The 12,776-nt window shown below is 69.9% G+C and carries 10 protein-coding genes; 6 read left to right on the top strand and 4 right to left on the bottom strand.

Going from position 1 to position 12,776, the window contains the following annotated elements; genetic code table 11:
* Positions 1-112 precede the first annotated feature (112 nt).
* Positions 113-1,174, bottom strand: a complete 1,062-nt coding sequence (locus ABZ382_RS31110; protein WP_357096389.1) for a M48 family metallopeptidase — start codon at positions 1,172-1,174, stop codon at positions 113-115.
* A gap of 127 nt (positions 1,175-1,301) precedes the next feature.
* Here ABZ382_RS31110 and ABZ382_RS31105 point away from each other — a divergent pair, with 127 nt between their 5' ends.
* The 6 genes from ABZ382_RS31105 (at position 1,302) to ABZ382_RS31080 (ending at position 7,086) form a co-directional block, all read left to right on the top strand.
* Positions 1,302-1,391: an Ms4533A family Cys-rich leader peptide gene (locus ABZ382_RS31105; RefSeq protein WP_357096386.1), complete on the top strand. Its 90-nt coding sequence runs from the start codon at positions 1,302-1,304 to the stop codon at positions 1,389-1,391.
* A gap of 192 nt (positions 1,392-1,583) precedes the next feature.
* Positions 1,584-2,621 carry a sulfate ABC transporter substrate-binding protein gene (locus ABZ382_RS31100; protein WP_357096383.1) on the top strand — a complete coding sequence of 346 codons (1,038 nt, stop codon included), beginning with the start codon at positions 1,584-1,586 and terminating at the stop codon, positions 2,619-2,621.
* Between the two features lie 125 nt (positions 2,622-2,746).
* Positions 2,747-3,556, top strand: a complete 810-nt coding sequence (gene cysT, locus ABZ382_RS31095; protein WP_357096412.1) for a sulfate ABC transporter permease subunit CysT — start codon at positions 2,747-2,749, stop codon at positions 3,554-3,556.
* The gene (gene cysW / locus ABZ382_RS31090; RefSeq protein WP_357096380.1) at positions 3,557-4,366 is read left to right on the top strand and encodes a sulfate ABC transporter permease subunit CysW; all 810 of its coding nucleotides are present in this window, start codon (positions 3,557-3,559) and stop codon (positions 4,364-4,366) included.
* Positions 4,363-5,358 (top strand): sulfate ABC transporter ATP-binding protein, encoded by a 996-nt coding sequence (locus tag ABZ382_RS31085; RefSeq protein ID WP_357096377.1) that lies wholly within the window; start codon positions 4,363-4,365, stop codon positions 5,356-5,358. The genes cysW and ABZ382_RS31085 overlap by 4 nt, the downstream gene beginning before the upstream one ends.
* A gap of 153 nt (positions 5,359-5,511) precedes the next feature.
* Positions 5,512-7,086 carry an NAD(P)/FAD-dependent oxidoreductase gene (locus ABZ382_RS31080; protein ID WP_357096374.1) on the top strand — a complete coding sequence of 525 codons (1,575 nt, stop codon included), beginning with the start codon at positions 5,512-5,514 and terminating at the stop codon, positions 7,084-7,086.
* A 10-nt stretch (positions 7,087-7,096) separates the two neighbouring features.
* Here ABZ382_RS31080 and ABZ382_RS31075 read toward each other — a convergent pair whose 3' ends face one another.
* From ABZ382_RS31075 to ABZ382_RS31065, 3 genes are all read right to left on the bottom strand, one after another.
* Positions 7,097-10,396 carry a carboxyl transferase domain-containing protein gene (locus ABZ382_RS31075; RefSeq protein WP_357096371.1) on the bottom strand — a complete coding sequence of 1,100 codons (3,300 nt, stop codon included), beginning with the start codon at positions 10,394-10,396 and terminating at the stop codon, positions 7,097-7,099.
* Positions 10,397-10,478: 82 nt separating this feature from the next.
* Positions 10,479-11,042 (bottom strand): putative glycolipid-binding domain-containing protein, encoded by a 564-nt coding sequence (locus ABZ382_RS31070; protein WP_357096369.1) that lies wholly within the window; start codon positions 11,040-11,042, stop codon positions 10,479-10,481.
* A 604-nt stretch (positions 11,043-11,646) separates the two neighbouring features.
* The gene (locus tag ABZ382_RS31065; protein WP_357096366.1) at positions 11,647-12,750 is read right to left on the bottom strand and encodes a CobW family GTP-binding protein; all 1,104 of its coding nucleotides are present in this window, start codon (positions 12,748-12,750) and stop codon (positions 11,647-11,649) included.
* Positions 12,751-12,776: the final 26 nt, after the last annotated feature.

Here is a 12,776-nt window from a genome sequence, read left to right as displayed (position 1 = left end):
CCGCCGAGATCCTCGAGAACCTCAGCGAGGACGGCAGCTGACCGGCGGGCCGGAACCCGCCGCGGACGTCACTTCGCGTGCTGGACCCGCGAGCTTGCCCCGGACCCCTTTCTCATTCGTCGTGCTTGTCGTCGCTGTCGCCGCGGAGCCGCTTGCCGAGCTTCGACAGCGTCTCGCCGACTTCCTGACCCACCGTGGTGACCGTGGCCCCGACATCGCGGCCCAGGTTGCGCACGGTGCGGATCAGCGGGTCCTCCGACTGGTCGAAGCTCTCCTTGTACGACCGCGCCGCGTGTTTGATCTCCTCGCTGATCCGCGCGTCCTTGTCCTGTTCCCGGCGCGGGTACTGCCCGTCCAGGACCCGGTTGTACTCACCGCCGGCGATCCAGCGCCGCAGCTCCGCGGCCCGCAGCACCGAGAACGGGTGGCTGGCCAGTTCCAGGTTCAGCAGTTTGAGCACGCCGTCGCGCAGGTCGCCGGCGCGGTCGTAGTCGTCGGCCTGGGTGAGGAAGGCCGCGTGGCTCATCTCGTCCACCCGGGAGCCGCCCGCGAGCTTCATGTGCACCCGCACCGACGCCTCCACGTCCTGCCCGACCAGCAGCCCGGCCCGGTCCCCGGACAGCTCGGACTTGCGGCTCCACTCCATCAGCGCGGCCACGATGGCGCGAACCGCCCAGCCGCCCACCGGCATCCAGCCGATGCCGTCGGCGATCCGCATGAGGTGCATGAGCATGGTCCGGTAGACCGCGTGCCCGGACAGCGCGTGCCCGAGCTCGTGGCCGACCACGAATCGCAGCTCCTCGTGGTCGAGCAGATCCAGCAGGCCGGTGGTCACCACGATGAACGGCCGGTCCATGCCGATGGTGAAGGCATTGGCCTCGGGCTGCTGCAGCACGAACATCTCCGGGGTGCGCTGCGCGTCGAGGATCTTGACCGCGTCCGCGCGCAGCTGGTGGAGGTTCTTGAACTGCCGTTCGTCGACCCGCACCGCGGTCGCCAGGTACATGAGCCGGTGCTGCCGCTCCTGCAGCAGGCCCGAGAGGGTGCGCAGCAGGGTGTCGAAGCCACTCAGCTGCCGGAGGCCGACCAGTGCGGTGCGGTCGGCCGGGTGCTCCCAGGCGCGAGTGGAGATGCCCGGGAAGTCCCGGCGGATACGTGCGGGCGCTGTCGTCATGGAATGTCCCCCGTTGGAAAGTCGCAGTCTCGATACAGTCTGCCGTGCTCGACCAGGGTTGTGCTCGAGACGATTTCAAACCGCCGGAGATTAGCGGCCTGACGTGCACCTCTGCTAAAGTCGCCCCGTGCTGTCGAGCGTTGTTCCCCAGGTCCGCCATGAATTGGCGTTGATCGCTGTGGGTTGCCTCGCGGTCGCTGACATTCACTGTCGCTGATCGCCGATCGAGCACTGCTGCACGTCTGAGTAGACTTGGCGCGCGCATTTTTCGCAGTTCGTGTTCGTCCCCCCGGCGGCCTTCGGGCCGGAGCGCCACCGTCGCGTATTCCTTCCCGTGACGGGTCTACGGCAAACGTTCATTCCCGCCGGTCGAGGTCCCTCCGGCGGGTAGCCCGAAAGGTCCACGCCGATGTCCCGCAATATTCGTCTCTCCCGCCGATCTACCTTCGCCGTCGCGCTCACCGCGGTCGCGGCCACCGTGCTCACCGCCTGCAGCGGCGGCGCGGCCGACACCAAGGACGAGGGTGCGGCGGCCGGTGGCGGCGGCAACATCAACCTGTTCGCGTACTCGGTCGCGAAGGCCGCCTACGACAAGGTGATCCCGGTCTACAACAAGACCGACGCCGGCAAGGGCACCCAGTTCCAGGCCTCCTACGGCCCCTCGGGCGATCAGTCCCGCAAGGTCAAGGACGGCGCCGAGGCCGACGTGGTGAGCTTCTCGGTCGAGCCCGACATCACCCGCCTGGTGGATTCCGGTCAGGTGGACGCGGGCTGGAACGCCGACGCCAACAAGGGCGTCCCGTTCGGTTCGGTCGTGGTGATCGCGGTCCGCAAGGGCAACCCCAAGGGCATCAAGAACTGGGACGACCTGCTCAAGCCGGGCATCGAGGTGGTGACCCCCAACCCGTTCAGCTCGGGCGCGGCCAAGTGGAACCTGCTGGCCCCCTACGCCGCCAAGAGTGAGGGCGGCAAGAACGCGCAGGCCGGTCTGGACTACCTGACCCAGCTGCTGGGCCACGTGCACGTGCAGCCCAAGTCGGGTCGCGAGGCCACCGACACCTTCCTGCAGGGCACCGGCGACGTGCTGCTCAGCTACGAGAACGAGGCCATCTTCTCCGAGACCAAGGGTGACCCGATCGAGCACGTCGTGCCCGACACCACCTTCCGGATCGACAACCCGGTCGCGGTGCTCAAGAACTCCAAGAACCTGAAGAACGCCATCGCCTTCCGCGACTTCCTCTACACCAAGGACGCGCAGAAGGCCTTCGCCGAGGCGGGCTTCCGTCCGGTCGATCCGCAGGTGCGTTCGGACAACGCCAAGTCCTTCCCGACCCCGCAGAAGCTGTACACCATCGACGACCTCGGCGGCTGGAAGACCGTGGACAAGGAGCTGTTCACTCCGAACACCGGCTCGGTGGCCCAGATCTACGACAAGGCCACCAAGTAGCCGGGTGACCTGCGACACAAGCGATACTCGACACTGTGAGTGACAGCAGCTCGAACGCCGGGACCGAGAGCGGTCCCGGCGTTTCGGTAGACGACAAACCCCGCCCGACGGCGGGTAGGGGCCGGATCCGGTCCTGGTTCCGGGTGACCGGGTCGGTGGGCCCGCTCGGCATCGGCACCTCGGTGCTGTGGCTCAGCATCATCGTGCTGCTGCCGCTGGCGGCGCTGACCGCCAAGTCCCTGGAGAACGGCTGGTCCGGTTTCTGGGACGCGGTGACCGCGCCCGCGGCCCTGGACGCGCTGAAGGTGACGGTCCTGGTGTCCGTCATCGTCACCTTGATCAACGTGGTGATGGGCACCCTGATCGCCTGGGTGCTGGTGCGCGACGAATTCCCGGGCAAGGGGATCGTGAACGCCCTCATCGACCTGCCGTTCGCGCTGCCCACCATCGTGGCCAGCATCGTGCTGCTGGCCCTGTACGGCCCGCAGTCGCCGTTCGACATCCACCTCAATGCCACCCAGCCCGGTCTGGTGGTGGCGCTGGCCTTCGTGACGCTGCCGTTCGTGGTGCGCGCGGTGCAGCCGGTGCTGATCGAGGCGGACAAGGATGTGGAGCAGGCGGCCGCGTCGCTGGGCGCGGACAACTGGACCACCTTCCGCACCATCATCCTGCCGACGCTGGCCCCGGCCATCGTGAGCGGTTCCGGCCTGGCCTTCGCCCGCGCGATCGGCGAGTACGGCTCGGTGGTGCTGATCGGCGGCGGCATTCCGAAGAAGACCCAGATGGCCTCGCAGTACATCCAGCAGCAGATCGAGGTGGATCGGCCGGTGAACGCCGCCGCGGTCTCGGTGGTGCTGCTGGCGATCTCGCTGGCCACGCTGTTCGTGCTGCGGGTCACCTCCGAGCGCCTGGCGCGCCGGGAACAGGAGTCGTAGATGAAACTCGGTTTCTGGACCCGGATCTCGTTGCGCACGGTGGCGTTGGCGTACATCTTCGTGCTGTTGCTGGTGCCGCTGGGCATCATCCTGATGCGCACCTTCGAGCGCGGCATCGGCGCGTTCTTCGATTCGATCTCCACGCCCGCCGCGGTCTCGGCGTTCAACCTCACCATGCAGATCGTGGCGATCACGGTGCCGGTGAATGTGATCTTCGGTGTGATCGTGGCGCTCGCCCTGGTGCGCGGCCGGTTCCCCGGCCGCAATCTGCTGCAGGGCGTGGTCGACCTGCCGATGGCGACTTCGCCGGTGGTGGTGGGTGTCTCGCTGATCCTGCTGTGGGGCGCACACGGCTGGTTCGGCGGGCTGGACAGCCATGGCCTGAAGATCATCTTCAATCTGCCGGGCATGGTCATCGCCACCATCTTCGTGACGCTGCCGTTCGTGGTGCGCGAGGTGGAGCCGGTGCTGCACGAGATCGGCGACGATCAGGAGCAGGCGGCCGCCACCCTGGGCGCGTCGGGCTGGCAGACGTTCTGGCGCATCACGCTTCCGGCGATCCGCTGGGGCCTGACCTACGGCATCGTGCTCACCGTGGCCCGCGCGCTCGGCGAGTTCGGCGCGGTGATCATGGTGTCCACCGGCCTGCCCGGAAAGTCACAGACCCTCACCCTGCTGGTGAACGGGCGCTACGTGAACGATCACAACACCTTCGGCGCGTACTGCGCGGCGACCCTGCTCATGGGCATCGCCCTCGTTGTCCTTCTGCTCATGACCCTCCTAGAACGCAAGCGGGGCACTGCCAAATGATCACCGTGACCAATGCGAACAAGCGCTACGGCACGTTCGCCGCGCTCGACGACGTCAGCCTCGACATCCCCTCGGGTGAGCTGACCGCGCTGCTGGGCCCGTCCGGTTCGGGCAAGTCCACGCTGCTGCGCTCGATCGCGGGACTGGAGACCCTCGACAACGGCATCGTCACCATCGCCGGGCGGGACGTCACCAATGTGCAGCCGCAGAAGCGCGACATCGGCTTCGTGTTCCAGCACTACGCGGCGTTCAAGCACATGACCGTGCGCGACAACGTGGCCTTCGGGCTCAAGATCCGCAAGCGGCCCAAGGGCGAGATCAAGAAGAAGGTCGACGAGCTGCTCGAGATCGTCGGCCTGGACGGCTTCCAGCACCGGTATCCGGCGCAGCTGTCCGGTGGTCAGCGTCAGCGCATGGCCCTGGCCCGCGCGCTCGCGGTGGACCCGCAGGTGCTGCTGCTGGACGAGCCGTTCGGCGCGCTCGACGCGAAAGTCCGTGCGGACCTGCGCACCTGGCTGCGCCGGCTGCACGAGGAGGTGCACGTCACCACCGTCCTGGTCACCCACGACCAGGAGGAGGCCCTGGATGTGGCCGACCGGATCGCGGTCATGAACAAGGGCCGCATCGAGCAGGTCGGCAGCCCGGAGGACGTGTACGACCGGCCCGCCAACGAGTTCGTCATGTCGTTCCTGGGTGCGGTGGCCAAGCTGAACGGGCACATGGTGCGGCCGCACGACATTCGCGTCGGCCGGGACCCGAGCATGGCGCTGGCCGCGCACGAGGGCACCGCGGATTCCTCCGGCGTCACCCGCGCGACGGTCGAGCGTGTGGTCCGGCTGGGCTTCGAGGTGCGGGTGGAGCTGCGCAACGCGGCCACCGGTGACCTGTTCACCGCGCAGGTCACCCGCGGTGACGCGGAGGCGCTGCACCTGGCGGAGGGCGAGACCGTGTACGCGCGCGCGACCCGGATCCCGGAGCTCCCGGTCTCGTAAGTTCGCCCGGTATAAGCGATTTCGGCGAGAAGTCGCGACACGCCCAACTCGTCAAAAACATGGCGAGTCGCTCTGACGAGGGTCCGCCGCGCCGCAGGCTGCCGTAGCCTGTGGCGCGGCTGTGCCTGTTCGTTCCAGAGGGGATACGCGGACGTGACGAGTGCGGGTGGCGTACGGGTCGGGGTCATCGGGGCCGGTATCGCGGGCTTGGTGACGGCGAAGGTGTTGCGCGACGACGGCTTCGAGGTCGTCGTCTTCGACAAGGAGACCGCCGCGGGCGGGGTGTGGATCGAGTCGCGCACCTATCCGGGGTTGCGTACCAACAACTCCCGGGCCACCTACGCGTACTCCGACCATCCCTACCCGGACTCGGCCGATGTATTCCCCACCGCCGGGCAGGTGCGCGACTATCTGGCCTCGTACTCGGAACGCTTCGGCCTGTACCGCTACCTACGCCTGGGCACCGAAGTCATTCGGGTATCCGAGGCGGGCAAGGGATTCGAGGTCGAGGTGGTCGGGCCCGACGGGGTCGAGACGCTGGCGTTCGATTTCGTGGTGGTGTGCGCCGGAACCTTCTCCGAACCGAACATTCCAGATATTGAGGACAGCAACCTCTTTCGCGGTGTGATCGCGCACTCCAGTCAGGCCCTGGAACCCACCGCCTTCGCGGGCCGGCGCGTGGTGGTCGTGGGCGCGGGCAAATCCGCGCTCGACTGCGCCGCCTGGGCCGCCGAACGAGCCCGCGACTGCACCCTGGTGTTCCGCAAGCCCTATCCGATGCTGCCGCGGTTCATCGGCGGACAGCCCTCGGACCAGCTGTACCTCAATCGATTCTCCGAATCGTTCTTCCGCTACCACCGGCTCAACCGGGTGGAGGGGCTGCTGCACGGCCCGGGCAGACCGCTGACCGAGCTGGTCTGGCGGTATCTGAAACTCCTGATGCGACTCTCGCTGCGGATGCCGCGGATCATGGTGCCCGAGCCGCCGCTGCCCGGCGGCATCGAACACGGCGGCGTCAGCGAGGAGTTCTACCGGGAGGCCCGGCGGGGCCGGATCCGCTTGCGGCGCGGCAACATCGCGCGCTGCGCCGGCGCGGCCGAACTCACCCTCGACACGGGGGAGGGGCTGGCCGCGGACCTGGTGGTGTTCGCCACCGGCTGGCGGCAGTCGCTGCCGTTCCTGGACCGCGAGCTACGCACCGACGTCCTCTCCGACGGTCGATTCCTGCTGTACCGGCACATTCTGCCGCCGGAGCATCCGCGCCTCGGGTTCATCGGGTACGGGTCCTCCACCGCCTGCCAGCTCACCGCGGAGGTCTCCGCGCACTGGTTGTCCCAGCACTTCCTCGGCGAGCTGGAGCTGCCGCCCGCCGCCGAGATGCACCGCGAGATCGACCGGGTCGGCGCCTGGCTGGCCGAGGTCATGCCCGCGCGGCCGGAAGGCTATTACGTCGGGCCCTACCTCTCCCACCACATCGACGAGCTGATGGGCGATATGCGACTGCCCGTGCGGCGCACCGATAATTTCGTGTCCGAGTACTTCGACACCTTCCTGCCGGGCCGCTACGCCGACCTCACCGAGGAACGCCTGCGGGCGCGCGAGGCGCGGCGCACCAGGTTCCGGCTCCGCCGTCCCCGCTATGTGAGCGCGGGCCGGTCGCTCGGTGGCATCGCCGCGCTCACGGTCGGGTACGCCTGCCTGCGGCGGCTGCGCGGGGGAGCCGCGTAAGCGCCGGTGCTCAGCGCAAGGTCCGCAGCCACCGCCGGGTGTCGGCGGGGTCGATGACATCGTCGAGTTCGAGAACCGTTGCGGCGGTGAGGGCCTTGCCCGCGTCGTAGGCCGCGTTGACCAGGGCCTCGAAGGCGGCCTGCCGCTGGTCCGGATCCTCGATGGCGGCCAGCTCCTTGGCGAAGCCCAGCCGGACCGCGCCCTCCAGGCCCATCCCGCCGATCTCGCCGGTGGGCCAGGCGATCACGAACCGTGGCGCGCGGAACGAGCCCGCCGCCATGGCCTGCGCGCCCAGCCCGTAGCCCTTGCGCAGGATCACGGTGCCGAACGGGACGTCCACTGCGGCGGCGTCGATGAACAGGCGGCTGAACTTGGTGACGGTGGCGTGCTCCTCCGCCTCGGGGCCGACCATGAAACCCGGTGTGTCGCACAGCGAGACGATGGGCAGGCCGTGTGCGCCGCACAGTCGCAGGAACGCCGAGAGCTTGTCGGCGGCCGGGGCGTCGATGGCCCCGCCCAGGTGGTGGCAGTCATTGGCGATGAGCCCGAACGGGCGGCCCTCCACCCGGACCAGGGCGGTCACGATGCCCACGCCCCAGTCCCGGCGCAGCTCCAGCACCGAGCCGACATCCACCACCGAGGCGATGGCGGCGCGAATGTCGAAGGCGCGCAGCCGGTTCTCCGGCACCACGTGCCGGGCCGTCCGCGGATCCGGGGCCTCCCACTCCGCCGCCGCGCCCTGGAAATACGAGAGGTAGCGCCGGGCGACATCCACCGCCTCGGCCTCGTCGGCGGCGACGACGTGCACCACGCCATTGCGCCGCTGCACCTCCACCGGACCGATGTCCTCGGGCGCGTACACGCCCAGCCCGCCGCCCTCGATCATGGCCGGGCCGCCCATGCCGATATTCGCGTCGGGCGTGGCGATCACGACATCGCACATGCCCAGCAGCGCGGCATTGCCCGCGAAGCAGCGCCCCGACACGATGCCGATCAGCGGCACCTGTCCCGACAGCGCGCCCATGGCCCGGAACGTGGTGACGTCCAGCCCCGAGATGCCGCCGTGGTCGGTGTCGCCGGGCCGCCCGCCACCGCCCTCGGTGAAGAACACCACCGGAAGCCGTTGCTCCCGAGCCAGTTCGAGCATGCGATCGGTCTTGACGTGATTGCGCATGCCCTGGGTGCCCGCGAGCACGGTGTAGTCGTAGGACATGACCAGCGCGCGGGCGCGATCATGGCCGAACCGGTCGGCATTGATCGTGGCGACGCCCGCGATCAAGCCGTCGGCGGGGGTATTGGCGATCAGATCGTCCAGGCCGCGGCGGCTGCGCTGCGCCGCGACCGCCAGCGCGCCGTACTCGACGAAACTGTCCGCGTCGACCAGATCGGTGATGTTCTCCCGCGCCGTGCGCCGCCCCAGTCGATGCCGCTTCGCGACGGCGGTCTCCCGTCGGGCATCCAGGGTGGTCTCGTGTCGATCCAGCACCTCGGCCAGGTCGGCGCGGATCGAATCCAGGTCCACCACGGTCGATTCCGCGGCCGGACCGTCGTGATCGGCGGCCACCCAGGTCACCAGCACCCTGTGCGGGTCGACCACCTCGCCGGGCGCGACCGCGTGCCGCGACACCCGCAGCGGTTCGGTCGCCCGCAGCACGTGCTGCATCTTCATGGCCTCCAGCACCACGACCTCGGCCCCGGCGGCCAGGACCGTGCCCGGTTCGGCCAGCGACACCACGGTCGCGCCCATCGGCGACCGCAGCGCCTGCTCACCGTCCGCCGGCTCGAAGTCGGCGAAAGCACCCGCTCCGACGGAGGCGGGCACCTGGTCGGCCGGTGGGGTCGCGTCCTCGAAAGTCTCGGCGCGCGAGCGCAGGTCGTCGAGCCGCCGCTCGAACCACTCCGTGGTGAGACCCCCGCCATGGCCGCCCTCGCCGCCGCTGCCGCCGCTGGTGCTGCCGGTGTCGGTGCTGCCGCTGCCTCGGGCGGGAGCGGCTGGCGCGCTCAGCTCGCGCAACTCGGCGAGCACCGCGCGGAGCAGGTGGAGATTGGTGTCGATGCCGCCGATCACCGTTTCCGCCAGGGCGTCCGCGCAGCGGCGCAGGGCGGCGGGGTGGGTCGGGGCGTGGGCGATGACCTTCGCGAGCAGCGAATCGAACTGCACGCCTTGACGCATGCCCACGTGGATCGCGGTGTCCACGCGCAGGCCGGTACCGGTCGGGGCGTCGAAGCGACCGATCACCCCGGAGCTGGGCAGGACGGTGCCGTCGGCGGCGAGCAGTTCGGCGTTGACGCGCGCCTGCACGGCGTAGCCGCGGGGCTCGTGCTCGGTCGGATCGAGTTCGGCCAGGGTCCGGCCCTGCGCCAGATCCAGTTGCAGCGCGACCAGATCCACGCCGGTGACGGCCTCGGTCACGGTGTGCTCGACCTGGAGGCGCGGATTCACCTCGAGGAACCACACTTTCGCGTCGCCATCGCCGGAACCGGGCTCGACCAGGAATTCGACGGTGATGACGCCGCGGCACCCCACCGCCTCGGCGATCCGGATCGCGTCCCGGTGCAGCCGATCGCGCAGGGCCGCGGGCAGATCCGGGGCGGGCGCGATCTCGATCAGCTTCTGGCGGTGCCGCTGGACGCTGCAATCCCGGTCTCCGAGGGTGGTGGCCACGATCCCGTCCGCGACCACCTGCACCTCGATGTGGCGGGCGCGGGTCACGAGCGCCTCGGCGTACACCCGGTCGTCGCCGAATCCGGCGAGCGCCTCGGCCCGGCAGCGGTCGATGGTCTCGGCCAGGCGGGACGGGTCGGTGACGGGGCGCATGCCGCGTCCGCCGCCACCCGCCGCGGCCTTCACCATGATGCCGTCGGGGTGGTCGGCCAGCAGGGCCACGAGCTCCGCGGACTCGGCTCCCGCGCGGGTGGCGGGGAGCACGGTCAGTCCGGCGCGTTCGGCGGCCGCGCGGGCCGCGACCTTGTCCCCGAAGATCCGCAGCACTTCGGGGGAGGGGCCGACGAAGGTGAGGTCGGCCGCGGCGCAGGCGGCCGCGAATTCGGCGCTCTCGCTGAGGAAGCCGTATCCGGGATGGACCAGCGCGCCGGGCCCGCGGGCCGCGGCCGCGCGCACCACCGCGTCGATGTCCAGGTATCCGGCCGCGCCGTTGCCCGGCAGCGTCATCGATCGGTCGGCGAGCCGCACCGCGAGACTCGCGCTGTCCTCCGCGGTGTGCAGCACCTCCGTCGGGTATCCGAGTTCCCGCGCCGTCCGTACCACCCGGACCGCGACCTCACCACGATTCGCCACCACAACTCGCACGCCGCCAGGCTAGGGCACCGTCGCGCCTCCGCGGCGAAAACGAGCCTCCTCGCTTGTTTCTGCGCGAAGTTACCGAGCCCGGTTACTGAACCCGCGCCCCGATACCCGGATAGTCCGAGATCAGGCCGTCCGCGTCGTAGGTCAACCGGCACGCGAAGTCCAGGTCGGGTGCGGTGTAGGCGACGTGCCGCGCACCGACGCGGCAGTAGGTCTGCTCCAGGCGCGCCACCGACAGGTCCGCGGCCCGGACGTACGCGGCGGGCGCGGAGACCGGGTGGTCGCCGAGCGGTCGCAGCCGGTGCACCGGAAAGGTATTGGTCATGGCCGAGGACTCCAGGTCCAGATCCAGGCAGCCGTTCAGGTGCGGTGCGGGCGTGCCGTCGACGGTCCACCGGCCGAACCCGTCGGCCTCCAGTTCCACCACCCGGACGCCGTGTGCGCCGCGCCCGGTGATCCGGGCGGACCGGGTCACCCACGAGGCGTCCAGCAGCACAACGTAATCGATGATCCAGGACGCGCCGTCCTCGGTGGCGGTGGTGGTGCCGCGGATCAGCAGCCCGCGTTCGTCCTCGGCGAAGAACGCGACCTCGAATCCGGTCCGCGCGCCGCGATGCCGCCACGAGGCCACTGCCGGGAACTCGTTCACTCGGCCAGTCAATCACGGCGGCGTCCCGCGGTGGGGATATGTTCGGGGCATGCATTGGGATCAGATGACGGCCACGCCGGGCGCGTTGCGGACCGCCGCCGCGCGGTTGCGCCGCGGTGTCGGGCAGTTGGAGATTCTGGCGGCCATCATCGAGGCGGCGGACGGGCCGTGGCTGGGGGCCATGGACTCCGACGGCCGCGGCACCGCCGAACTGCGCATGCACCTGGCGGGCAAGTACCGGTTCACCGCGGTGGTGACCAGCGCGGGCAAGCTGTCCCTGGCGGAGATGAACTCGCCGGGGCGGGGCAAGAAGGCGGAGCTGGTGCTGTCCACCAAGGCGGCCCAGCGCAAGGGGTGGGACGATCCCAAGGACGCGCCCAGGCCGCAGGAGTGGGTGGAGTTCGCGGTCGACTGGGTGCGCGCCGCGAGCGCCGCGGTCGGGCGGCGGGACGTGGTGGAGTGGCTGCTCAAGGGCGCCGATCAGCGGCTCGCGGCCATGAACGACAGTGTCGAGACCATGCGGGCGGCGCTGGCCGAACGCGAGTCGATGCGCGACGAGCTGGCCGCCGAGGTGGCCGAGCTGCGCGCTGAACTCGAGGCCGAATCAGCCCTCGCCGACAAGCGCCTGGTCACCGGCGACGTAGCGCCAGACCGGGAGCAGGGCGTGGTCGTCGAGGGGATCGGCGGCGGCGTGGACGGCGCCGCGCAGCCGGTCGGTGACGGCGTCGGCGTCGAGGCCGGCGCCGATCAGGACCAGATTGCTGACCCGGGGTTCGTGGCGGGCCCAGGCGGTGGGCTCCAGGGTGATGTGGCGGCCGACCATGTGCAGCACGAACTTTCGCGGATCGTCGGGGACGGCGAACGCGAGCACGCCCTTGGCGCGGAACAGGCCTGACGGCGGATCCTCCAGCAGCGCAATGAGTTCGCGCGGGTTGAGGTCGGTGTCGGAGGTGAAGGAGACGCTGTCGTAGCCGTCGTGCAGATGCCGGTGATCGTGCGAGCAGCCGTCGTGGCAGTGGTCGCCGTGACCCGGGTCGTCCGCGCCGGGCGCGTCGTCGCCGTGCAGTAGTTCGTCGAAGCTCAGCTGTTCGCCGACGCGCGGGGCGCGGGGCGCGTGGCTGGGCAGGTCGAACAGCAGGCCGGGGTCGATGCGCCCGTGGCTGGTCGGATACACCGGCACCTGCCCGACCACCTCGGTGATCTCGGCGCGCAGCCGCTCCAGCGCGGCCGCCTCGACCCGGTCGGACTTGTTCAGCACCACCAGATCCGCCATCCGCAGGTGCGTGGTGAGTTCGGGGTGCTGGTCGCGGCTGGCGGGGAAGTGCTCGGCGTCGACCACCTCGACCAGGCCGCCGTAGCGGATCCGCGGATTGTCGCTGTTCACGACCATGCGGATCAGGTTGCGCGGTTCGGCCAGCCCGCTGGCCTCCACCACGATGACGTCGATCTTCTGCTTGGGATGCGCCAGCCGGTCGAACAGCTCGTCGAGTTCGCTGACGTCGACCGCGCAGCACACGCACCCGTTGCCCAGCGACACCATGGCGTCGACCTGCCCGGCCACCAGCATGGCGTCGATGTTCACCGCGCCGAAGTCGTTGACCACTACCCCGATCCGCGCGTTGCGGGTCCGCAACAGTCGGTTGAGCAGCGTCGTCTTGCCGGCACCGAGGAACCCGGCCACGATCAGGACTGGTATGCGCCGACTCACGGCGACCACCCTACCGAGGTGTGATT

The organism is Nocardia sp. NPDC005825 (assembly GCF_040630175.1).
Taxonomy (GTDB): domain Bacteria; phylum Actinomycetota; class Actinomycetes; order Mycobacteriales; family Mycobacteriaceae; genus Nocardia.
The sequence above is the reverse complement of the archived record's forward strand: the minus strand, read 5'-3'. Positions and strand labels throughout refer to the sequence as shown.